This window comes from bacterium (assembly GCA_040755755.1).
In the GTDB taxonomy this organism is placed as follows: domain Bacteria; phylum SZUA-182; class SZUA-182; order DTGQ01; family DTGQ01; genus DTGQ01.
Genome location: JBFLZW010000001.1, coordinates 210988 through 233012, shown reverse-complemented (window position 1 = coordinate 233012; position 22025 = coordinate 210988). Strand labels below are relative to the sequence as shown.

Sequence of the window (22025 nt, the reverse complement as noted above, 5' to 3'; positions counted from 1 at the left end):
ATCACTTTCTCCAGCATTTTCCACCACTAAATAAGACTCTACAGCCTTTTTCCAAGGCTGCGCTGGGAAAAATGGCCCCTTTGGGGCAGTTGACAAAACACGTTTAGTTGATTATATTAACTTCCAGGCTCAAGATTGCTGATACCTGGCGGCTTCCCATCGCTCTAGGGTATTCAAAGCAGCAATGTAATTCCGGGATCACCCGCTTTGACTTGGGCGCGGTATTTGGTGGGGCAAAAAAGCAGCCCCACCTTACATGTGCTGAACTTTTCCGGAGAAGTCAGGAGTTACGTACAAAGGATAGATGTTTAATAGCACTCATGCCAAACCTATAATGCGCCCTCCCCTGCCACAAAGGCCGATTTCGGCTTATGCCTTTGCCCTGTTCATCCTTGCCGCGCTCATCGCAGGTCTGGGAGGAAGCTGCCATCCCCCCGCGCGGCATGCTGCCGGTGAGCTTGCTGAAGCGAAAACCAGTGCCCCTGCCCCGCTGATGGGGGCAGATGCTCCCGCCTCCGGCTGGAAGGTGTATACCAATGCCCAGTACGGGTATGAGATACAGTACCCGAACACCTGGCATGTTCGGGAGGATAATCCGCATACCCCGGGGATACCGGTCCGGCATACCCTGCAGCATACCGACTTCAGCCCGGCCAGGGATTATGATCAGCCGCAGAGCAAGGCTTTTTTTTGCAGCCTCATCGTCTGGGAGAATCCGGACAGGCTTTCGATCAAGGACTGGCTGAGAAAGGAGAATCCGGAGCATCCGGCACTGCGTGCAGGCAAGACCGTGACCGAGGGCGACCGGGAAGCCGTATGGCACGAGCCTTCGGGCAATGCTTCTTATATTCATGTCTGGGTGGCCAATAATGGCTATACCTATCAGGTGTTTTCCTGTGAGCCGTCCCGACAGCACGCTTACGCGGACATTTTCGATTTGATGCTTAAAACGCTGCGGTTCATACCATGACAATGCTACACTACCGTATGATTATGGAGTGTTGACCATGCCCCAAAAGGCATCGGCATTACCCGGTCCGTCCTGTTTTACCATGTCTCTGACTATTGCTGCCCTGACATTTTCCCTGGTCATGGTCATTCCTCCTTTATCTCTCCCCGGTTTAGGCGGATGCAGCATGGGCCTGGCCTCTGAAACCGGCTTTCAGGGCAGAGTGACCGACCTGTGCTCACAAGAGCCCATCGCCGGAGCCGTAGTGAGCATCAAGGCGCTTGGCCGCTCGGTAATCACCGGCTCTGATGGGACGTACCAATTGAGCGCTCCGCCAAGCACCCTTTTCGGCAGCAGGTATGAGGTTAGTGTTCAGGCTGTGGGTTATATCGGTATGTCGAACACGCTGCAGCGGGTTTTCGAGGGAAAGGTGACCCGCCTTGATTTTGAGATGGTGCTGAAAAATCCTTCTCCCTGGCAGCGAAAAATCATAGATTCAAGACTTATGCTCCCTGAGCAGTCTTTGGCCAGGATAGAAAAACTTGATGACTGGTCAAGAGAGCGGGGATTCAGCCTTCCTTCCAGGGAGAGAGATTACCTTCCGGCTGCAATCAGGGTTCTGATGCCGGATGGCCATGTCGAGGTCATGGACATGGACGAATATCTGAAAGGTGTTCTTCCGCGGGAAATGGCTACCGGATGGCCACAGCAGGCTTTGAGGGCCCAGGCTGTGGCAGCCCGCTGCTATGCGGCCACCCAGTGCAGACACGCCGATCAGGGAGCGGATGTCTGCACGACAACCCACTGCCAGGCATGGTCGCCGCTGCATTATGGCGATACGGATCAGGCAGTCGTCGATACGCAGCGGGTGGTCGCCACCTATGCAGGCAGCATTATCGAAGCCTACTACTTTGCTCACTGCGATGGGCATACCCGCAATGTCGAGGAAGTCTGGATCAATTACCTCCCCTACTGCCGGAGCGTCTGGTGCGGCTGCGGCTATACCTCCCTCTATGGTCATGGAGTCGGCTTGTGCCAGCGAGGTGCTCAGGCCATGGCCAATCAGGGCATTGATTACCGCCGGATCCTCGAGTATTACTACCCTGGGGCTATGGTTCAGGACATACCTCCTGACCCTCCTTCCTCCAGATTCAGTAGTGGTGAGTGTGTGGAAGTCATGTCCGGCCATAGCCTGGAGCTGCGCAGCGGGCCGGGAGAAGATTGCCGGCTGATAACCACCCTGCTGGAGGGAAGCAAGGGAGAAGTGGCTGATCAGGCAAATAACGGTCAATTCACCGATGGACATTATTGGTGGTACGTCCGGTTTGGAAAGAGCGTCGGATGGGGAAGAGAGAGTTGTCTGGAAGAGTGCGGCTCGCCCTCATTCGGTATCACTATCGGTGAAGAGGGAAAATGGCAGCTTGGCTGCTTTCTGTCCACCCTGAAGCCCCGCTGATCTATATATCATTCAGCAGTGTATTGATCTGCATCCATATCCTCCCGGCAATACTTTTATTCATTTCTGTCGAATACATCTTCAGGTTACATTTTTCCCGCGAGCGTAGTATTATTCGATAATAATACCTGAAGAAGGGATTATAAGGAGGATTATATGAGAGGAAAATAGAAGATGGACGGTTATTGGCTGGATAGCGCTGATATTGGCTGGTGTTTTTCTGGGAATCAGCACATGGTCACCGGCAGAGGCTAAAGATGGTGAAGTGACGAGCCACCATGTTGAGGCGATGCTGGACGCTCATCCTTATCGGCAGACGGTAGAAAAGTACAGGGATAAGCTGGTGGCGGCTATTGATGAAACCTCCCTGTGCAGTCAGACCTGCACTGCCTGCGCTGATGCCTGTGTGGGTGAAAAAGATCCGATGCTCGCCGCATGCATTCGGCTGAACACGGATTGTGCGGATATCTGCGACACAACCGGCAGGCTGCTTTCCCGGCTGACTGAAACGCCAATGAATGTCGTGCGCAGCCAGCTCCAGACGTGCATAGTGGCATGCCTGGAATGCACTCAGGAGTGCGAGAAACATGCCGAGCAGTATGGGCACTGCCAGATATGCTCCGATACCTGCGCCCGTTGTGCCCAGGTCTGCAATGATCTGCTGGCGGCTATGCAATAAGGGGACTCCCCCCTAACTTACCCCCTCCCCCTCAAGGGGGAGGGGGTAGATTGGCTTATCCTTAACCCGCAACCAGGTCAGTCGAGCGGCATCAGGTTTCCTGAAGACAGAAAGTAACTCCCCCACAGATGATGGAGTGTCCTGCACCCATCCATATGAGCTTTCAGGAAGTTATCGAATTTATCCTCATCAACGGATGCTGAAACCACCCCGCCTATGAAAAGTTTATGGTCACCCACGCTCTGTCTGCCGAAAAGCTGACACTCAATATGTCCAATGCATTCTTCAATGAGCGATGGTTTAACTACCCTGGCCCTGAGAGGCGTCAATCCCGCCTGGTCGAATTTGTTCACTTCCCGCCCTGACTGGGCCCCGCAGAACTTTACTTTATCCAGCAGACTGATAGGTGGCACGTTGATAACGAACTCCTCCGCTGCGTCAATGAGCTCCGCTGATAATGAATTCTGATTAATGGAAATGGCCACCAACGCGGGAGAGATGCTGACCGGGGTCTGCCAGGCAACGGGTATGATGTTGGCTTTGTCCTTGTAGAGTGAAGTTACCAGAACAAGCGGACCGTGATTAATCAAACGGTTTGCCAGTTCAATAGGGATTTCTTTTTTCATCTGATATCTCCTCACCAGCAGATTGCTTATGGATGGTTAGACTTTACGCACCACAAATACCTGCGGCGCAAGCTCAACTCTGGCTTATAGCTCATGGATATCTATGACCGGGGCAGCGGTTCCAATATCCACCTTCATACGACAGCTTAAGCTCGAATGATTCTGCATCGGTATCGGTCTTTTCGGAGAAAAACAGCGACAAGGCAAGAAGCTGGAAAGAAGATATACTGCGCAGGAGTCAGGAGTCAGGAGCTAGAATAAAAGCTATCTTTTCTTCTGACTCCCGGCTTCTGACTCCTGACTCCTGAATTCTCAACTCCAGGCTCAAGAGGCATGCAGCATACACCGACACAGCCGAGGCATGCTGACCACATCCATGCCTGAAGTGGTACGGGTAATATTTCCCCGTGTCAAGATATTGATAGAAAGAACCTTTATCAGTCCATACTGATATTAGGGTGATTATCCGTGCAGAAAAAATCATATAGTGGATGTTTACTGGACCTCAAAAACTCCATTGTCCGGGGAACATCACACTTAAAGGTATGATGCTCTGTATTTCCCAAGAGGCGGTGATGATACACCCCTGAAGGGCCGGTATCTTCCAGGAGAAAAAGTCGCTGATAGTCACGGGCAGCGGACGGAGGCATTGAGATCAGCAATGTATTGATCTGGTTGTCCTGGCAATACCGGAAAACTGCCTTCCAGAGCAGGAATTTAATCAATTTTGATTTCAGGTGCTTGGAAAATGAGAAGCGGGTTATTTCTGCACATGGCTTTTCATTTTCAGGAATGAGCGTGTCAACCTCGATAAATTCATCAAGCTCTATTTTCCCGTGTCGTCGATCGAGAATCCTCATCGTCCCCACCGGCTCATGAAATCCATCCTCAGCGAGGAGAAGAGTAACATTCGGGGCGAAATCATACTTATCAATAAGTTCCTCCTTGCTATTCGCATACTTTTTATATCCTGCCCAACGAATATCAAAAACCCGTTTCAAACCTTCTTCCGTCTTTGCTCTTCGAACAAAGATATCCATCTGACCTGCCATTTGTTCACCTCCTTAAATTAATAACTCACCGACGTTGTACCAGAATATATAAACACTCCTGCTGTAAATAGGATTGAACAATGTTCCTCGGTCATATTTTAGGCTGCTTTTTGCCTTATGTTTTATATTTCAATTTCGATGCCAACCTTTTTGAGGCCGGAGAATGATTGAATATTTCCTGACTCAAACACCTTAAAAAAATGTTCACAACTGCCAAAAGGACTCTCCGGATCATCCCCGGAAAAGTCAAGGTCAAGCCTTTACAAAGAGTTATGTTCCCTCCTTTGGATGGACAGGCTGAGGGAAGTAGTATCTGAAATTTTATCCTTATGGGTTTCCTCCAAAAAAATTAAGCTCTGAGCTTTCGTGTTGTGCGAAAAATTGTCATACGGTTTATGCACAGTAATCCCATAATTATGTATACTGCCTTTATACCCTGTGTTTGCGGTGAGATGAACTTGCTGGTGCCGGTGTTGATGGAGCCTGCCCGGAACCATCGGGCAAAGGCTCTTGAAAATGTGCCTCGACAGCCATTCGTCATCAGTTCATTGTCCAATGAGCAATTCATGGCGGAAAGGCTGTCGAGGCATGCCGGGAAAAATGAGTGGCGGCCTGCAGGATATGAATGGAGTTAATAATCGATCATCGTATGTGCCCGCCACCACGTCATGCGGTTTCTCTGCCTTGTCGTCCAGGCAGCTATATCATCCTTAATTTTTTCAGCAGTTTCCATGTCCACTGGCAAATTTTCAATCATATTCTGAACAACTTCCGGAATAGGTACAATCTCTTCGGGTGTAACAGTCTGTTCGAGCGACAGGATGTTCATGAAGATGGAAGCTTTATTCCTCCCTGACGTTACCGGCCCTCCATCACTGTCGGCACAGGCGAAACCCACGAAAACCGGATAAGCCACCAAGCCCCAGACACAAATAAATATCAAGATTGATTTGAGTTTTTTGTCCATACTGTCACCTAACCTCTCTTTACTCGCTGAGTAATAATTGTCGGTAAGTAAAAGTGAAACTCTACTTCCTGACAATGACTATCTCGGCTGAAATCAGGAAAGGGTATGAGGGGACTGATGGGAAACACCTGCTGGATTGTAAAAAAAATGAGCAAGATGATTATTTATTATACAATACAATCACGGAAGAGCATTGATCGCCTTGTCAAGTATCAGGGAAATGCTGTAGCAGGCAGGATACGAATTGATGCCGCTATCCGCAACCTTCGGAAAATGGTCTCCCCGAAGTTTAGGGAGATTGTTTCATGCGGATAATCAGGATAATCAGGTGGTCCTGATTAAATTCTGAATAGCGCACATACAGATCCAGGGGAGTAGTAGCCAAGCCCTCTAACCTGAAGGAGTTGAGTGAGGTATGTTGTGGGAAATAATGGAACGGGATTTATATTCCACCCTTCAACCTGACTCCTGCTCCCCCCCAGAGAAAGTGATAAACAACTTTGATATTCCAGCACCATGAGCACCTTTCACCATAGACTTTTCTTGTTCTGATTCAGTAGGGACTTATCACCATGAGCAGCTTTTTCGATAATATCCGATCCCATTGGCACGATAAAAAGATAAAATAATAACATAAAGATAGTCATTAAATTCACCCCCTTTTATTAGTGGATTCTTGTTTTTCTAACATTGCAACTTGGATGCCAAACTTTGTTCTATTTTCGGACATTATTTTTCAAACAATTACTAAATCAACTTTCAGCTCTCAACAGGTGAATATCGGAAAAATGGCAGTTTTGTTGTTGCAAAAATGCTAAAATTGGCAATTTTGCAAATTTGTTCAAGGATACTCCATAGGGACCCGGTTGTAACAATCTGGTAATGCTCCCTTAAAGAACTGATTCAGAGAGAGGATACTCCCCCCTCCAGATACTTGCGCAGGAACCGCGCAGTATGGGAGCTGTCCACGCACCCCAGGATTTCCCGCGGTGAGCCTTTGGCCACAAGCTTACCGCCCCGCTTTCCTCCTTCCGGGCCAAGATCGATGATGTAGTCTGCCTCCTTGATCACCTCAAGGTTGTGCTCGATAACCACCACCGTATTGCCAAGATCAACCAGCCTCTGGAGAACCTGCATCAGCTTTTCGACATCAGCCAGATGAAGGCCGGTGGTCGGCTCATCGAGAATGTAGAGGGTTCGTCCGTGGCTCGTCTTGCCAAGCTCCGAGGTCAGCTTGATCCGCTGGGCCTCGCCGCCCGAAAGAGTATTGCTCGGCTGGCCGATCTGGAGGTAACCCAGGCCAAGGTCAGTCAGGAGCCGAAGGGGACGGACAATCCGGGGGATTCTGGCAAAAAGCTCGGCCCCTTCCTCGATGGTCATGGCAAGAACCTGGGCGATATTCTTCCCCCGGTAAGTAACACTCAACGTCTCCTCGTTGAACCGCTGGCCGGAGCACTCCTCGCAGTCAACATAAACATTGGGCAGAAAGCTCATCTCCACCTTGACCCTTCCCTCGCCGCCGCAGGCCTCACACCGGCCACCCTTCACATTGAAGGAAAACCGGCCCGGCCCAAAGCCCCGTATCCGCGCCTCGGGAAGCCCGGCGAACAGACGGCGGATCTCATCATGAAAGCCGACATAGGTTCCCGGCGTGGAGCGGGGAGTTTTTCCGATCGGTGAGTGGTCCACCTCAAGGATGCGGTCAAGGTGCTGCCAGCCGTCAATCTCCCGGAAGGTTCCACCGGCATCAGGGTCATCAGGGATGCTTTCTCTGTTCAGCAGCGCCCTGGTACCTTTCAGGATAATCTCCCGCAGGAGGGTGCTTTTTCCTGAGCCGGATACACCTGTCAGAACAACCAGGGTGCCAAGCGGAACAGCAACATCGATATCCTGAAGATTGTGCAAAGTGGCGCCTTTGACTGTCAGCCACTTTCCTTCCTTTGCCGTTCGGTTCCGGGAAGTGATCTGAAAGCGGCTGCTTTCGCGGAGCCATTTTCCGGTCACTGAGGCAGGTTCTCTCTGGATGTGGTCAGGGCTCCCCTGGGCAATGACATATCCTCCCTCCCGGCCAGCTCCGGGGCCAAGATCGAGGACCCAGTCCGCCCGCCGGATGGTCTCCTCGTCATGCTCGACCATAATCACGCTGTTGCCGCGCGTCTTGAGCTGCCACAGGGTATCGAGGAGCAGGTCATTATCGCGGGGATGAAGGCCGATGGTCGGCTCATCGAGAATGTAGCACACCCCCTGAAGGTTTGATCCCAGTTGCGCGGCCAGGCGGATTCGCTGGGTTTCGCCGCCTGAAAGGGTATCCCCGCTGCGATCGAGGGTGAGGTAGGGGAGTCCGACCCGGATCAGGAATTCCAGCCTGGTCATGATTTCCGGAATCAGGAGCCCGGCGATAACCTGGCCCCTGTCGTTCAGTCTCAGCGAAGGGAAAAACTCCCTGGCTTCCTCCACACTGAAAGCGGTTATATCAGCCAGAGTATATCCGGCGACCCTGACGGACAGGGCCTTTTCATTCAGCCGCTTTCCCTGGCACTGGGGGCATCGGGGGCAGGCTGCTCCGGTTTCGGGCACGATTCCAAGCCCCTCGCAGGCCGGACAGGCTCCGTAGCGGCTGTTGAAGGAAAAAAGCCGTGGATCGAGCGGCTCAAAGGCTGTCTCGCAGTGCGGGCAATAGCCCATGCGGCTGAAAATTTCCTCCCGCATCTCCTTTGCCCGTGCACCACCCTCGGCACTCAGGACAGAGAATGTCCCCCTGCCTTCCTGAAGCGCCGTGCTGATGGCCGCAGTCATTTCGTCTTCGGTGGCTGAGCCAGGGTCGATCTTCCCGATGACCAGATCGACGGAGTGCTCCCGGTAGCGCGCAAGGTCCGGCATTGGTTCAAGGGGGATGATCCGCCCGTCAACTCTGGCCTGGTGATAGCCCTTCTTGACAGCCTGCCGGAAAAGATCCTGGTAGATACCTTTCCGCCGGAAAACCTTGGGTGCCAGAAGAAAAACCGTGCGGCCGGAAAAGCCCTCCTTCAGCCTCCTGAGCATCTGCACCTCGGATTGAGGGGAAATGGGCTGGCTGCACCGGCAGTATTGCACACCGACCTTGCTGAACAAAAGGCGCAGGTAATGGTAGATTTCCGTGATCGTGGCCACGGTAGATCGCCGCTGCAGGCTGCTCATTCGCTGCTCGATGGCCACGGTAGGTGGAATGCCGGTAATAAGATCGAGGTCCGGCCGCTCCATGATCCTGAGATACTGGCGCACATAGGCGGGCAGGCTCTCGATGTAGCGGCGCTGCCCTTCGGCAAACAGGACATCAAAGGCCAGACTCGACTTTCCCGATCCGCTGATCCCGGTAATCACCACCACCTGGTCGCGGGGGATGGTCACGGTAATATTTTTCAGGTTATGCTCTCTGGCCCCGCTGATAGTTATGTTTGAGGAGTCAGGCCACTGACCACTGACCACTCTCTCCTCTCCACTGACCACTGGCCACTGACCACTGACCACTCTCTTCAGGAACCTTCCGGTATGGGAATCCGAAACCCTGGCCACCTCTTCGGGTGTGCCGCAGGCCACAAGATATCCGCCCGCATCTCCTCCCTCCGGGCCAAGATCGATGATAAAGTCAGCGCATTTGATCACCTCGAGGTTATGCTCGATGATCAGGAGGGTGTGGCCAGCCGAAATGAGCCTCTGGAAGGCTGACATCAGCTTATGGATATCCTCGAAATGCAGTCCTGTGGTCGGCTCATCGAAAATGAATAAAAAAGGCCGGCGGGTGCGCACTGCCAGATGTTTCGTGAGCTTGAGCCGCTGAGCTTCACCTCCCGAAAGGGTATTGACCGGCTGCCCCAGACGAAGGTATCCCAGGCCCACTTCGATCAGCGGTTGAAAGAGGCTGGTAATCTCCGGTGAGTCGTGAAAAAAACTGCTGGCTTCAGAGAACGTCATCTGAAGGATATCGCCGATATTTTTTCCCTTATAGGTAACTTCAAGGACCTCTTCCCTGTAGCGCAGCCCACCGCAGTCAGGACAGGTGATGTAGACATCGGATAAAAACTGCATTTCCACCTTTTCAAAGCCGTTACCCTCGCAGGTCTCGCACCGGCCGCCCCGGACATTGAATGAGAACATGCCGGGCGTATATCCCCGGTCCTTGGCCACAGGTGTCCCGGCCAGGAGCTTGCGGATCGGATCGAAGGCCCCCACATAGCTGATTGGATTAGAGCGCGGGGTCTTGCCGATGGGGCTCTGATCGACCAGGATGACATTCTCGATATCCGAAATTCCCTCCAGGGAATCGAATGCTCCCGGCTTATCCGTGGAATACCCTTTTTTCTTCCTGATTCCCTTATAGATGATCTCCTCAGCCAGCGTGCTTTTGCCCGATCCGGAAACACCGGTCAGGCAGACCATAAGTCCCAGAGGGATCGTCAGGTCAATCCCCTTCAGGTTATGGGCCCTGGCCCCCTTCACCCGGATCAGCTTTTCAGGGTCAGGCTTTCTGCGGACTTCCGGAACCGGAATCTTTGTCCGGCCAAGCAGGTAGTTGACAGTCTTGGAACCTTCAGCCCGGTCAATTTCAGAAAATGGACCGGCATAAACCACTCTGCCTCCTTCCTCCCCTGCGCCGGGGCCAAGATCGAGAAGGTAGTCTGCGCCGGTGATAATCTCCGGATCATGCTCGACCACAACCACGGTATTTTGTCTGGCCAACTCCTTCATGATGCTCACCAGGCGGTGATTATCGCGGGGATGAAGGCCGACACTGGGCTCGTCGAGAACATAGAGGGTGTTGACCAGGGAGGAGCCAAGGGCCTTGGTCAGACTCAGGCGCTCGACCTCTCCCCCCGACAGGGTCCTGGACTGCCGGTCCAGGGTGAGGTAGGTAAGGCCCACCTCGTCAAGATACCGCAGGCGGCTGATGATCTCACGAAGGATCATCATGGTGGCCTGATCAGGCTGCCGCTCACCGGCAGCACAGCCGGTTAGATTCGTAAAGAATCTCAGGGCTTCACCGATCGGCAGGGCATAGATTTGTGCCACGGTCAGCCCCCTGATCCGGTAGAGGAGCGATTCGGGCTTAAACCTGCTGCCCTGGCAATCCGGGCAGGTGAAATAGCCGCGGTAGCGGGACAGATAGACCCGCACATGCATCTTGTAGCTTTTGCTCTCCAGCCACTTGAAAAAGCCCCGCAGGCCGTAAAATCCACCTCCGCCGTCGATAATCGCCTTTTGTTGATCCCGGGGCAGGCGCTCGAAAGGCACATTGGTCGGAATACCCTCTTTACGGCAGAAGCGGATCAGGTCATGATACTCTTCCCGATCTATATCCCAGGGTTTGATCGCTCCCCGCTCGATCGACAGGCCGGGATTCGGAATAACCTGATCAAGATCGAGCTCGATGATCCGTCCAAAGCCCCGGCAGGTCGGGCAGGCCCCAAGGGGGCTGTTAAAGGAGAAAAGGTTCGGCACCGGGTCCCGGTAGGCAAGATCGCAATACGGGCAATGGAGATGAGAACTGAACCGCAGGGTCTTTTCACCCGGAATCCGCACCATGACATGGCCCTGACCAAACCCCAGGGCCTGCTCAAGGGAATCGATTATCCGTGACTTATCCTCCGGACGGAGGATAAATCGGTCAACGATCACTGACCTTTCTCCCCTGTCAGCATCCTCACCGATTTCCAGAACCTGGTCGCCTTCAAGAACCCTGAAAAAGCCCTGCCGTAAAAGTTCCTGCCGCACGGCCTCAGGATCAAGATCACCACCCTGCGGATAGGGAAAAGTCAGGATCATGCGGCTTTGCGGCTTCTCCTTGCTCAGGGCCTGAAAGATGGTTTCGGGATTGTCGCGCACCACCTTCCGGGAGCATTGACGGCAGTGCAGCTCGCCGATCCGGGCAAAGAGCAGTTTGGCATAGTCGGTAAGCTCGCTCATGGTCCCGACCGTAGAGCGGGAGGTTCTGACCGGGCTTCCCTGCTCAATGGCAATGGCTGGAGGGATACCCTCGATTCTCTCCACCCTCGGTTTGTCCATGCGGTCCATAAACTGCCGGGCATAGGGAGAAAAGGTTTCAAGATAGCGGCGCTGCCCTTCAGCGTACAGGGTGTCAAAGGCCAGGCTCGATTTACCCGACCCGCTCACGCCGGTAATCACGGTAATCTGGTGCCAGGGAATTTCGACCTGGAAACCCTTCAGATTGTTCTGGCGGGCGGAAATGATTTTAATGTAGCTTTGTTCTTTGTAGCTCATAGTCTTTCTATACATATCTCAATATAATGAAATTAGGTCTAGCTTATACGCATAACATAATACCATAATAAGTCAAAAAATGATACACGGCTTCTGAATCTCCCTCTCAGCCTGAAGGATAATCATTCTATCCTTGGCTCAGTTCAAAATTTCATATATAATTATGAGTGTATCACTCTGCGATAGTGATAGAGCGAGCTTATAATTGAGCGGAAAGGAGGAACTGTGGAGATGAAGATGATCAAGGAAGCAGACATAATCCAGGAATGGATTGAAGAGGACATAGAGAGTTTGCTCTAGGTACTGGTGGAAACGGTTTCAGGTTAGGGAGTCAGGGGTAATCATGGAAAAACTGATTGAGAAGGCGGGAATATTGATTGAGGCCCTGCCTTACATCAAAAATTTTTATGGGAAAACCTTTGTCATTAAGTATGGCGGTGCTGCCCAGACTGAAGCAGCCTTGAAAGAAACCTTTGCTCAGGATGTGGTCCTGCTCAACTACATTGGTATCAATACCGTCATCGTTCACGGCGGCGGTCCCCGGATATCCGAAATGATGAAGAAAATGGGCAAGGTGCCCAATTTTATTCATGGGCATCGGGTTACTGACGGAGAGACGGCTGATATTGTTGAGATGGTCTTGAGCGGTCTGGTCAATAAGGAAATTATTACCCTGATCAACCGTCACGGCGGAAAGGCCGTAGGGCTGACCGGAAAAGATGGTGGCCTTGTCGGAGCGGTCAAGAAGGTTATCAGAAGACCTTCACTGGAAACCGGCGATGAAGAAATCATCGATCTTGGCTATGTCGGTGAAGTGAACAGGGTGAACCCTGAAGTTATTATCAACCTCAAACAAAATGGTTTCATCCCGGTTATCGCGCCGGTTGGGGTGAGTGATGATGGACAGACCCTGAATATCAACGCCGATGATATGGCTGCATCTCTTGCTTCGGCTCTCAGGGCTGAAAAGCTGATTCTGCTGACCGACGTCCCCGGAATTCTTGATCAGGAAGGAAAGATTATCTCGACCATGAAGCAGAATGAGGTAGAAAAGCTTATTCAGGATGGGACAATTTCCGGGGGAATGATACCCAAGATCCGGGCCTGTGTTGAAGCCGTCAACAGTCAGGTAAAAAAAATCCATATCGTAGACGGCAGGATATCTCATTGTCTGCTTCTTGAGATATTCACCCAACAGGGGGTAGGGACAGAGATCGTGAATTGATCTGAAAAGGAGTTGACTATGGCCGGAAAAGCATTGCTGATCATTGATATGCTCAATGATTTTGTGAAAGAGGGAGCACCTCTTGAGGTTCCTGAAACCAGAAGAGTAATACCGGTGATTCAGGAGGAGACAGCAAAAGCTCATCGGGAAGAGTATCCGGTAATCTATGTCTGTGATTCTCATGAGCCTGATGATCAGGAGTTTAAACGCTTTGGCTGGCCTGCACATGCTGTCAGAGGCACAGCCGGGGCTCAGGTGGTCGATGAGTTACAGCCTTCCTCCGGTGATCTGATTGTCGAAAAAACCACCTATTCGGGCTTCTATAACACCGGACTCGATAACATGCTGAAAACCCTTGGCGTGGATACCCTTCGGCTCACCGGATGTGTTACTCATATCTGCGTCATGTTTACGGCCTCGGATGCAGTGCTTCGGGGCTACGCTGTCGAAGTGGTCAGAAGGGGAGTGGCCGGCCTTGCTCCGGAAGACCATGAGGCAGCCCTGCGAATTATGAACAGGGTATTGGGTGCAGCCATAGTCTGAGCTTACACCATAATCCTTGATTCAAAAATGGGTCAGGTATGAGAATGAAGTGACGAGAGACAGGTCGTTTTCCTTGAGATCCGGCTGAGGCTGGCTGTTATAATGGTCAATCAGGCTCAATTTCAGGAACAGTCTTTGATAGACTGGAATATAAACACTCGTTTCCGAATTGATTTCGAAAGCGGTTTCCTTTGAATCACCGGTTTCCTCCGAATCATCGGCTGTCTTTAAACCAATAGTCGAACGGATCCTTTGCTCAAACTTCACATCAGCAAAGGGAATATAGGAGAGGTCGATATTCCACAGGCCTTTTAATGATGCTTCCAGGTCCACGTGGCCATTCGGTGCGCTCCTGGTTTCATCCCAGATAGGGCCCACATCGCTGGATAAAAAAAGCTCTGGAGTATCATAAAACCTTTTCCCGACAGTCGGGCCGATCTGCCATCGTCTCCCGATATCCCTGGTTTTGTCCTGCTCGTACAGGAGAAAAGCCATCACATAGGTGCTCTTGGTGACCAGGCGGTTGTACTTGGCCTGAAGGTCCATCCTGTCCGCTGATATCTCACCGTCAGTCTTTCCCTTGGCATAGGAGGAAGTCAGGTGCAGATCATCCTCTGGCCTTTTCATGCTCAGGTCGAATCCTGTCCGCAGGTCAAAGCTGCTGGTATTACCAGTGTCCTTCCGGTATTCAAGATCGTACCGCAGTGTCCAGTATTGGGGTTTTTGGTCCTGCTGTCCGGATTTGGGTTCATCAGGTTTCCGGCTGGATTCAGCAGACAGGGGCAGCCGTGCCGGAAGGAAAAACATGAACAGGAGAATGCCGGTCGAGGCAAGCCTTTTTGAAATCATTTCCCTGTTCTTTATCCTTCCTCCCCGCTGATGAGCAGAGCTCCGGGAAAGTGCTGAAGGATATCCCCTATCAGCAGGTTTTGCCCGCTTTTGATTATCTGGCCGGTTATGGCATCCTTCCATAAGGATGGGCTCCCCTTTGGAAAGGTAAGATAGGTATCATCCCACACCCTACAGCCCAAGGGGAATTCCCCCTCACCGACCAGCGAAGTCAAGAACCTTGGGGTGACAGTTATGGCCCAGGGATGCGCTTTCCGTGGCACACTATTATTCACCGTTTCGGGCTCGTCCTCAGGTGGTGGCACCCTCCTGGCGAAAGCCACAATATGGTCCTGCAATTTCCCTCCCGTCTTCAGGGGAAGATATTCCCCCTGCCGGAAGACATCCCGCATCTGCCATCTTGCCCTGAGTGCCCGGAAGATCAGAAAGAGCTTGATCCTTCCATCCTCTTTGGCTGCCAGGAGCTCATGGATGAAGTCCAGACTGTCATTCTCCCTCACCTCCCTGATCTTCTGTAAAAATTTCTTTCTCTTCTGGAAGTCTACAGGCCGGCGGTTATCGGGATCGACAAAACTGAAATCCCACAGTTCCGTTCCCTGATAGAAGTCAGGTACGCCAGGAAAGGTTATTTTGATCAGCGTCTCCGAGAGGGAATTGAATACCCCATAGAAAGCTATCTTTTTCTGAAATGCCAAAAAATCCTCCAGGAACCGGTTCTGCTCCGATGGTTCCAGAATCTGGTCAATAAAGGAACAGAAACACTGTTCGTACTCGGTATCCGGTTCTATCCAGGCGGTATGGACCTTGGCTTCCCTGATGGCCTTGATGATGTAGTTTTTTACCCGCTCGACCAGGTTCGGATACTCATTGCTGTCAAAGGGAAAGGCCCCGATGAGGGACTGATAGAGAAAATACTCGTCGTTTCGGTCGGGAATAGGGATATGGCCGTTGCTCGACCGGCACTTCCTGGATCTATTGATCTTACTCCATTCCCTGATCTTCTTTTCCCACTCATCGGGTATTTCGGACAGAACATTGATTCTCGCCCTGGCGTCTTCACCCCGTTTGGTATCATGGGTCGCAGTGGCATTCAGCGAATAAGGCCAAAGGTGAGCCCTCTTACCGGCAAAATTGTGAAATTCCTCTCTGGTGATACCGAATCTGCTTGGATCGCCTCCGACCTCATTGAGGGACAGAAGCCGGTTATAGACATAAAAGGTGGTATCTTCGAGACCCTTGGCCATCAGTGGACCAGTCAGCTGCTGAAATCTCATGGTAAAGTTGATCCATTCCTTCTTCTCCTCATCGGTCTGGGAATCCCTGAAAGCCAGAAGGAGAAACTGCTCAATAAAATTAAATTCATACACAAGGTCAGGCTCTTTTTTCCGTGCCTTGCTGATTGTCTCACTGATGTACCGGCGATCGGTTACGTTAAAAACATGGTAGCTGATGTAGGTCCGGTAAATCGGAAAAAGGGCCAGAAGCTCCACAATGGCTTTCTTGAGGCTGTTAAGGGTGATATCACTTCCATATCTATCCTTAATGGAAATTCTCTTCAGGAGCCGGGCAAGCCCATCCACATCCCCGGCCATATTTTTCTCGATGATCAGCCGCTTTTTTTCATAGAGGATCTTTTCATACGGGATGTTCAAGCCGGTAAAGCCAGAGTATATCTCCTGAAACTTATTTACGTTTCTCCTATCGCAAAAAAGCTCATTAAGATGATTCAGAAAATCATACCCTGTTGTTCCCTGGATCGGCCAGGAGGAGAGGAGTTCCTCGTCCAGACTAAGAATCTTTTCGACCACCAGGTAAGTATCCCCTCTCTCCTCTCTCAATCTCTCCAGATAATGCGCCGGATCGTATAAGCCGTCAAGATGGTCCACTCTCAACCCGGTAAACTTTTCATCCTTCAGCAGGCCCAGGATGAGTGAATGAAAGCGGGTGAAAACATGCTTTTCCTCCATTCTCAGGGAGATCAGTTCATTAATGTTGAAAAATCTTCGATAATTTATTTCCTCATTAGCCACTTTCCAGAAGGACAGCCTGAACAATTGCTCTGAAAGCAAATCATCGAGGGAATTGAAACTTTCAGGATCTCCGCTCTTTCCATTCAAGGCCGTGATATTATTATCAATAGCCTCTTTGACATCTGCATTTTGGGTATAGATTTCCCACAGCATTCCTTTAACGAAGGTGACCTGGTCGGATCGCTCACCGGCATCCTCTTTCGAGGAGATGGTTTTGAGAACATAGAGAACGCCAAGGAGCTTGATATAATCCGAATGAGACCTTCCAAGTTTCTTTCTCAGCTTTCCCAGCCCATGATCATGAGTCAACACCCGTGCGTATGACTCTATCCGAAGGGGAAATTTGAAGTCGTAGTAATTAATTGTAAAACCTTGCGCATCATATCTGAGCTGTATTTTTCTCTTTTCCAGGGTCACGCCATATAATCCTCCCAAAAATGGCGCCAGTATCCGGCCACTGATGCTCGCTTCATAGGGATGGACCCATTCGATATCGAAAAAGTCAAAGTATTCCGAGCTTTGGCCATTCTCCAGGACATGCATGAGCATTTGATTCTCGCTGTCAAAGGCCATATGGTTCGGGACAAAATCCTGGATCCAGCCCATCGCGTGCCTTTTGACCTCCTGGGTAAGCTCCTCGAAATCTTTCATGCTTCCAAGCTCAGGATTGAGTTGATGAGGATCGACTACATCATAGCCGTGAAGAGACCCTTTTTTGGCCTTAAAGATCGGAGAAACATAAATATCTGAAATCCCAAGCTGTGAAAGATACTCTACCACCTCTCTGGCTTCCTTGAAGCCAAAGGAGGGAGTCAATTGCAGCCGATAGGTGGATACCGGGATTCGCATCAGGAATGCCTCGCAAGATAAACGGCGGTTTCTTCCCTGGCGTAAATAGCCAGGCTGCGGCGTCTGATCATGGTTTCCTGACCGGATACGATCTTTTCCGGAAGGAGTGCACCCGGACCAAGCCAAATTTCATCCGAGGAATCCAGTATCTTTTTCCATTCCTCCCGGTATGGAAAGGCCAAAAGCTTCCTATCAGACAGGTTGAAATTGAAGATGCCCAGGATATGGCTTTCATCTTTCCATCGTCTCATGAAGAGGATAAGATCCTCTTCAAGGCCGAATGCATCCATGCTCCTTTTGTCGAGGTTGGAAAAGGCTGCAACTTCTCTGCGAAGGGTAATCAGATCCTGATAAAAGTTCAGCAGTATCCCCTGTTTTCCGTTCTTCCTCCCTTCCCAGTGTATCTTTGAGTTTACAAACGTCCGGGGGTCCTGCGGATCAGGAGGCTCTTCCAGCCAGGTAAATTCCCCGAATTCCTCTCTCCGGCCCTTCCTCACCGCCTCGACAAGCGCCGGGTCTGAATGGCTGATAAAGTAGAGAAAGGGGGCAGTCTCGCCATATTCTTCTCCCATGAACAGGAGAGGGAGATACGGGGAAAGGAGAAGGACCCCAGCGGCCAGTTTCATCGACTCGAAATCAACAAGAGTGCTCAGCCGTTCTCCGAGCATCCTGTTTCCGACCTGATCGTGGTTCTGCGCAAAGACCACCATCTGATCCGCGCCTCGATCCAGTGATGAACTGCCGTGGTTCTTATGCCGGTACCGGGAATATTGCCCAGAGTAGACAAACCCCTCCCGTAAGGATGTGACCAGGTGCTCCATCCGGCCAAAGTCAAGATAATACCCGCTGTTCTCTCCAGTCAGGAGGGTATGGAGAGCGTGATGGAAGTCATCACACCAGTGGGCATCGAGTCCGTACCCTCCCAGTTCTCTCGGTCTGATCACCTTGGGATCATTGAGATCGTTTTCAGCAATCAGGCGAAATTTTCTTCCGGCCTGCTTCGACAATTCTTCAACCTTTTCTGCCAGTTCCAGAAGAAAAGGCCGGGCACTCATATCAAAGATGGCATGAATGGCATCAAGGCGAAGGGCGTCGATATGGTAGTTTAAAAACCAGTGCAGAGCATTCTCAATGAAAAAATTTCTTACTTCGGTATTGTAGGTATCGTCAAAATTAATCGCATCACCCCAGGGAGTCCGGTACCGGCTTGAAAAGTATGGACCATAATCCCTTACATAGTTCCCTTCAGGCCCAAAATGATTATAAACAACGTCGAGAATGACAGCTATTCCCCTTCTGTGGCTCTCGTTCACCAGCTTTTTCAGCCCGTGCGGCCCGCCGTACGAATTCTGGACAGCATAGGGATACACGCCGTCATACCCCCAGTTTCTTTCACCGGGGAATTGGGCAACCGGCATGATCTCGATCGTATTGAGGCCAATGTCCCGAATTTCGTCAAGCCGGGGGATGATGGCTTCAAAGGTCCCTTCCCGAGTGAATGTTCCGACGTGAAGCTCATAGGTAATCATCTTTGAAAGCTCTATTCCCCTCCAGCACGTGTCCTCCCACTCGAAGGCCTGGTGATCAACGAGTAAAGATGCCTTATGAACTCCCTCGGGCTGGAAGTGGGAAGCGGGATCAGGCCGGTCCATCTGGTCATCGAGCCGGAAAAGGTAGCGGGCTCCGGGGGGGACGCCTTCAACCAGTGCCTTCCAGTATCCCCGAAGGTCTCTGTCCATTGGTATAATCCGTGCCTCTGGCGAGACAATGTTCACAGCCACACTTTTCCGGAAGGGGGCCCAGACCGCAAACTCACTCTTCCCCTTGCCCAGGTAATGTGCTCCGACTCTCATAAGGCTATTTCCTCACCAGCTTGAAGATATCCATGAACGTGATCCAAGTCCTGGTTCTGGTCACCGTTAATTCAGCTTCCTGGCTGATAATCTCGCCTGAGCTGGCGGTGATAATGGTGGTTCCGGCTCCTTTCCCGGTAGCCAGGCCATGAGAGTCTATAGTTGCTACCGAAGGGTCAGAGCTGGTCCAGGTCACCGAGTTGGTGACATCCTCGCTCGTTGCGTCGGAGAAAATGGCCAGAGCGGTAAACTGCTGGGTTTCCCCGATACGGATCGAGACCGGCACCGGAGTGATGGAGATCGATCGCCATGCCGGTTCGATGACGGTCAAGGCAGCAGGCAGGCTGCTTACTTCCCCGAAGGTCGCGGTGATCTGGACGCTACCCTCTCCCTGACCAGTGGCCAGACCATGAGAGTCTATGGTGGCCACTGAAGGATCAGAGCTGGTCCATATAACCGAAGCAGTGATGTTTCTGACGCTTCCATCAGCATAGTGACCCGTGGCAGTAAACTCCTGTGTCTTTCCTTTCCGGATGAAGACAGCCTCAGGCCTGATCACGATCAGATTCAGAGGACCATGTGCATCTGGCTGATCGATAGCCTCGGCATCCACCAACCCTTCCCGGTTACTGTCAGGATCTCTGGTATTCGATGGACCCCAGGAAGTTTGCGGCTCGGCCATATCGATCAGGGCTTGCCGGATGGCAGCCACCTGGGCGGCATTGCGGGCCCTTCCATGCCCGGCGATATACAGGGCCGCGCAACCGGCCCCATGTGGTGAGGCCATACTGGTCCCGCTCAAGGTTTTGTATCCACCGTTCTTATACGTAGAGAAGATATCGACCCCGGGAGCGGCAAAATCGATGGCTGCACCAGGTGAAGTGACCGGGTTTTCCTCGATGACCGATGTGCTGAAATTGCTGAAGGTGGCCAGGGTGTCATCGGATTCATTGCCGCTTGTCCCGCCCCTCCCGCCAGCCAGGCCATCAAAGTCGGACATGGCCGAGATAGCAGCCACCTCAGGGTAGGCTGCCGGAACATGATCATCATCGGTGCCGAATGCTCCATCCGGCCCATAGACATCATCTTCCTCGTTACCGGCTGCCACTGTATAGACAACCCCCTTGTTGACGCTGTTGATAACAGCATCCCTCAAGGATTGCAGATAGCCAACGCTGCCAAGACTCATATTGGCCACCTCGATTTCATCAGCATGTTGTGTCACCCAATCGATACCGGCAATGATCCAGGAGATTTTTCCACTTCCCCTGCGGTCCAGAACTTTGACTGCATGCAGTCTGGCTCCCGGAGCAATGCCCACCACCCCGACACCGTCGTCTATGGCCGCCGCAATCCCGGCAACATGCGAGCCGTGACCGTTATCGTCATTGCCGCTGCCGACCCGTGGGACAAAGCTTACATTCTCGACTACATTGAGATCTGGATGCGTCAGATCAATGCCTGTATCGATAATAGCTATATCAACATCGACCCGCTGGTCAGTCCCGTCAATCATGGCTATGCTATTGCGATTGGCTTTGATTCTGCCAACTCCCGGAGGCAGCGTCTGCGGAAGAGCATAGGCAATGGCATCGGGCTCGATGTACTTGATTCTTGGGTCATTCTTGATCTTGGCCATAGCCGGAGCAGGTATGATCGCTGAAAAACCCTTAAGGCAATGATTGTAGAGAAAGCCGCATTTGATTGTGCACATCTTTTTTATCTCGGCCATTACAGTTTCAGGACTTTCTATATCATCCTTCAGAACGACGATATAGTCGTTCCTGACTGGAAATAGAGCAACGCCGGCATAGCTTGGCGAGGGGTCTATCGAGAGTAATAGAGCCATGAGGGAGAAAACGAGAATTTTCAAAGGCAATAGTTTCTGCTTCCAGGGTTTTTGCTTCATGGTGCCTCCTCCTGATTGTTAAACCATTTTCGGGCTTCCAAATTCCTGAATCCTGATAATTTTTACTCTTTTGGGGTTCATTATTGTATTCTTTTGCATACTACAATATCGAGAGAATGCAGTAAAACCACTACAATATTTACTACTAACTTAGTACCTATTTCACATATCAGATTTCGGAGTTCATGTGCCGGGTTTCAGGCTGAGCCTCCATAAAAAATGAGATTCCTCCGCAGAGCTCTATTGCCCGTAACAGGCCCGGCGATGGCTCAAGTCCATATACTCTATGGAGCCCTGTATAATATTTATTACCTCCCTGTCCGGCAGCCCGCGATATCGCTCTATCTCCCGTGTTATAAGTATTACACAGGGGTGCTTTAAGTTTATACCCTGCCCGAAATGTCCGCTCATGATCTCAATCTTTATGGATAAAAGGAGAAAAAACCACCAATATTGATAGTATTGGTTGAACAATAGTGCAATGATATCAACCAGTTTTGCAGGTTGATACCCATTTGGCATCTTCTTTGCTCGATAGTCAATGCTGTCAGGTATAAGGCAAGAACCATGTTGATATATTGATAGAAACCAGGAATCACGTTCTCTCGCGGTCCAGTTGTTTTACTGATGCTTCCCAATAGCAGTTCCAGCTCCTGCGTCCATGCTCATCTTCGATTGCGGCCCGTATCACGGGCCGTAACGGCTCTTATGGTATTTCTTTGGGGAATTGATTGGCAGGAAGCAGCACTCCGTTAAGGAGTCGCTATTTTGTGAATCTTAAGG

Annotated in this window: 15 protein-coding genes; 7 read left to right on the top strand and 8 right to left on the bottom strand. The window is 51.3% G+C overall.

Annotated features, from left to right (window positions below):
• Nucleotides 1-304 precede the first annotated feature (304 nt).
• The 3 genes from AB1611_01000 to AB1611_00990 all read left to right on the top strand — a co-directional run bounded on the left by AB1611_01000 (nucleotide 305) and on the right by AB1611_00990 (nucleotide 3084).
• Nucleotides 305-970 carry a hypothetical protein gene (locus tag AB1611_01000; GenBank protein ID MEW6378163.1) on the top strand — a complete coding sequence of 222 codons (666 nt, stop codon included), beginning with the start codon at nucleotides 305-307 and terminating at the stop codon, nucleotides 968-970.
• 37 nt (nucleotides 971-1007) lie between these two features.
• On the top strand, nucleotides 1008-2405 hold the full coding sequence (locus AB1611_00995; protein ID MEW6378162.1) for a SpoIID/LytB domain-containing protein: 1398 nt from the start codon (nucleotides 1008-1010) through the stop codon (nucleotides 2403-2405).
• A 205-nt stretch (nucleotides 2406-2610) separates the two neighbouring features.
• A complete protein-coding gene (locus AB1611_00990; protein MEW6378161.1) occupies nucleotides 2611-3084 on the top strand; it encodes a four-helix bundle copper-binding protein in 474 nt (157 codons plus the stop codon).
• Between the two features lie 77 nt (nucleotides 3085-3161).
• Here AB1611_00990 and AB1611_00985 read toward each other — a convergent pair whose 3' ends face one another.
• Both AB1611_00985 and AB1611_00980 read right to left on the bottom strand, forming a co-directional pair.
• Nucleotides 3162-3710, bottom strand: coding sequence for a flavin reductase family protein (locus tag AB1611_00985; protein ID MEW6378160.1), 549 nt, complete (start codon nucleotides 3708-3710; stop codon nucleotides 3162-3164).
• Nucleotides 3711-4147: 437 nt separating this feature from the next.
• Nucleotides 4148-4762, bottom strand: a complete 615-nt coding sequence (locus AB1611_00980; GenBank protein ID MEW6378159.1) for a hypothetical protein — start codon at nucleotides 4760-4762, stop codon at nucleotides 4148-4150.
• 416 nt (nucleotides 4763-5178) lie between these two features.
• Between AB1611_00980 and AB1611_00975 the strand changes: the two genes are divergently transcribed.
• Nucleotides 5179-5397, top strand: coding sequence for a hypothetical protein (locus tag AB1611_00975; protein MEW6378158.1), 219 nt, complete (start codon nucleotides 5179-5181; stop codon nucleotides 5395-5397).
• Here the strand turns inward: AB1611_00975 and AB1611_00970 are convergent.
• On the bottom strand, nucleotides 5394-5729 hold the full coding sequence (locus AB1611_00970) for a hypothetical protein (GenBank protein ID MEW6378157.1): 336 nt from the start codon (nucleotides 5727-5729) through the stop codon (nucleotides 5394-5396). The two genes, AB1611_00975 and AB1611_00970, sit on opposite strands and share 4 nt — an antisense overlap.
• Before the next feature lie 147 nt (nucleotides 5730-5876).
• Here AB1611_00970 and AB1611_00965 point away from each other — a divergent pair, with 147 nt between their 5' ends.
• A complete protein-coding gene (locus tag AB1611_00965; protein ID MEW6378156.1) occupies nucleotides 5877-6044 on the top strand; it encodes a hypothetical protein in 168 nt (55 codons plus the stop codon).
• A gap of 588 nt (nucleotides 6045-6632) precedes the next feature.
• Here AB1611_00965 and uvrA read toward each other — a convergent pair.
• Nucleotides 6633-11984: an excinuclease ABC subunit UvrA gene (gene uvrA / locus AB1611_00960; protein ID MEW6378155.1), complete on the bottom strand. Its 5352-nt coding sequence runs from the start codon at nucleotides 11982-11984 to the stop codon at nucleotides 6633-6635.
• Nucleotides 11985-12327: 343 nt separating this feature from the next.
• Between uvrA and argB the strand changes: the two genes are divergently transcribed.
• A complete protein-coding gene (gene argB / locus AB1611_00955; protein ID MEW6378154.1) occupies nucleotides 12328-13209 on the top strand; it encodes an acetylglutamate kinase in 882 nt (293 codons plus the stop codon).
• A gap of 18 nt (nucleotides 13210-13227) precedes the next feature.
• Nucleotides 13228-13752, top strand: coding sequence for an isochorismatase family cysteine hydrolase (locus tag AB1611_00950; protein MEW6378153.1), 525 nt, complete (start codon nucleotides 13228-13230; stop codon nucleotides 13750-13752).
• Between the two features lie 21 nt (nucleotides 13753-13773).
• On the opposite strand, the gene AB1611_00945 is transcribed toward AB1611_00950, so the two are convergent.
• From AB1611_00945 to AB1611_00930, 4 genes are read right to left on the bottom strand one after another with little or no spacing between them, the layout of a single operon-like run.
• Entirely contained in the window at nucleotides 13774-14601 is an 828-nt protein-coding gene (locus AB1611_00945) for a DUF481 domain-containing protein (GenBank protein MEW6378152.1), read from the bottom strand.
• An 11-nt stretch (nucleotides 14602-14612) separates the two neighbouring features.
• Complete coding sequence (gene treY / locus AB1611_00940) at nucleotides 14613-17480, bottom strand: malto-oligosyltrehalose synthase (protein MEW6378151.1); 2868 nt, start codon at nucleotides 17478-17480, stop codon at nucleotides 14613-14615.
• Nucleotides 17480-19333: a malto-oligosyltrehalose trehalohydrolase gene (gene treZ / locus AB1611_00935; protein ID MEW6378150.1), complete on the bottom strand. Its 1854-nt coding sequence runs from the start codon at nucleotides 19331-19333 to the stop codon at nucleotides 17480-17482. Before treZ ends, treY begins: the two co-directional genes overlap by 1 nt.
• Before the next feature lie 4 nt (nucleotides 19334-19337).
• Nucleotides 19338-21242, bottom strand: coding sequence for a S8 family serine peptidase (locus tag AB1611_00930; GenBank protein MEW6378149.1), 1905 nt, complete (start codon nucleotides 21240-21242; stop codon nucleotides 19338-19340).
• Nucleotides 21243-22025 lie beyond the last annotated feature (783 nt).

Bases quoted from the DNA above. Each gene is read 5' to 3' on its own strand.
- AB1611_01000 (MEW6378163.1), top strand. From the start codon at position 305: ATGTTTAATAGCACTCATGCCAAACCTATAATGCGCCCTCCCCTGCCA.
- AB1611_00995 (MEW6378162.1), top strand. From the start codon at position 1,008: ATGCCCCAAAAGGCATCGGCATTACCCGGTCCGTCCTGTTTTACCATG.
- AB1611_00985 (MEW6378160.1), bottom strand. From the start codon at position 3,710: ATGAAAAAAGAAATCCCTATTGAACTGGCAAACCGTTTGATTAATCAC.
- AB1611_00980 (MEW6378159.1), bottom strand. From the start codon at position 4,762: ATGGCAGGTCAGATGGATATCTTTGTTCGAAGAGCAAAGACGGAAGAA.
- AB1611_00975 (MEW6378158.1), top strand. From the start codon at position 5,179: ATGTATACTGCCTTTATACCCTGTGTTTGCGGTGAGATGAACTTGCTG.
- AB1611_00970 (MEW6378157.1), bottom strand. From the start codon at position 5,729: ATGGACAAAAAACTCAAATCAATCTTGATATTTATTTGTGTCTGGGGC.
- AB1611_00965 (MEW6378156.1), top strand. From the start codon at position 5,877: ATGAGCAAGATGATTATTTATTATACAATACAATCACGGAAGAGCATT.
- uvrA (MEW6378155.1), bottom strand. From the start codon at position 11,984: ATGAGCTACAAAGAACAAAGCTACATTAAAATCATTTCCGCCCGCCAG.
- argB (MEW6378154.1), top strand. From the start codon at position 12,328: ATGGAAAAACTGATTGAGAAGGCGGGAATATTGATTGAGGCCCTGCCT.
- AB1611_00950 (MEW6378153.1), top strand. From the start codon at position 13,228: ATGGCCGGAAAAGCATTGCTGATCATTGATATGCTCAATGATTTTGTG.
- AB1611_00945 (MEW6378152.1), bottom strand. From the start codon at position 14,601: ATGATTTCAAAAAGGCTTGCCTCGACCGGCATTCTCCTGTTCATGTTT.
- treY (MEW6378151.1), bottom strand. From the start codon at position 17,480: ATGCGAATCCCGGTATCCACCTATCGGCTGCAATTGACTCCCTCCTTT.
- treZ (MEW6378150.1), bottom strand. From the start codon at position 19,333: ATGAGAGTCGGAGCACATTACCTGGGCAAGGGGAAGAGTGAGTTTGCG.
- AB1611_00930 (MEW6378149.1), bottom strand. From the start codon at position 21,242: ATGAAGCAAAAACCCTGGAAGCAGAAACTATTGCCTTTGAAAATTCTC.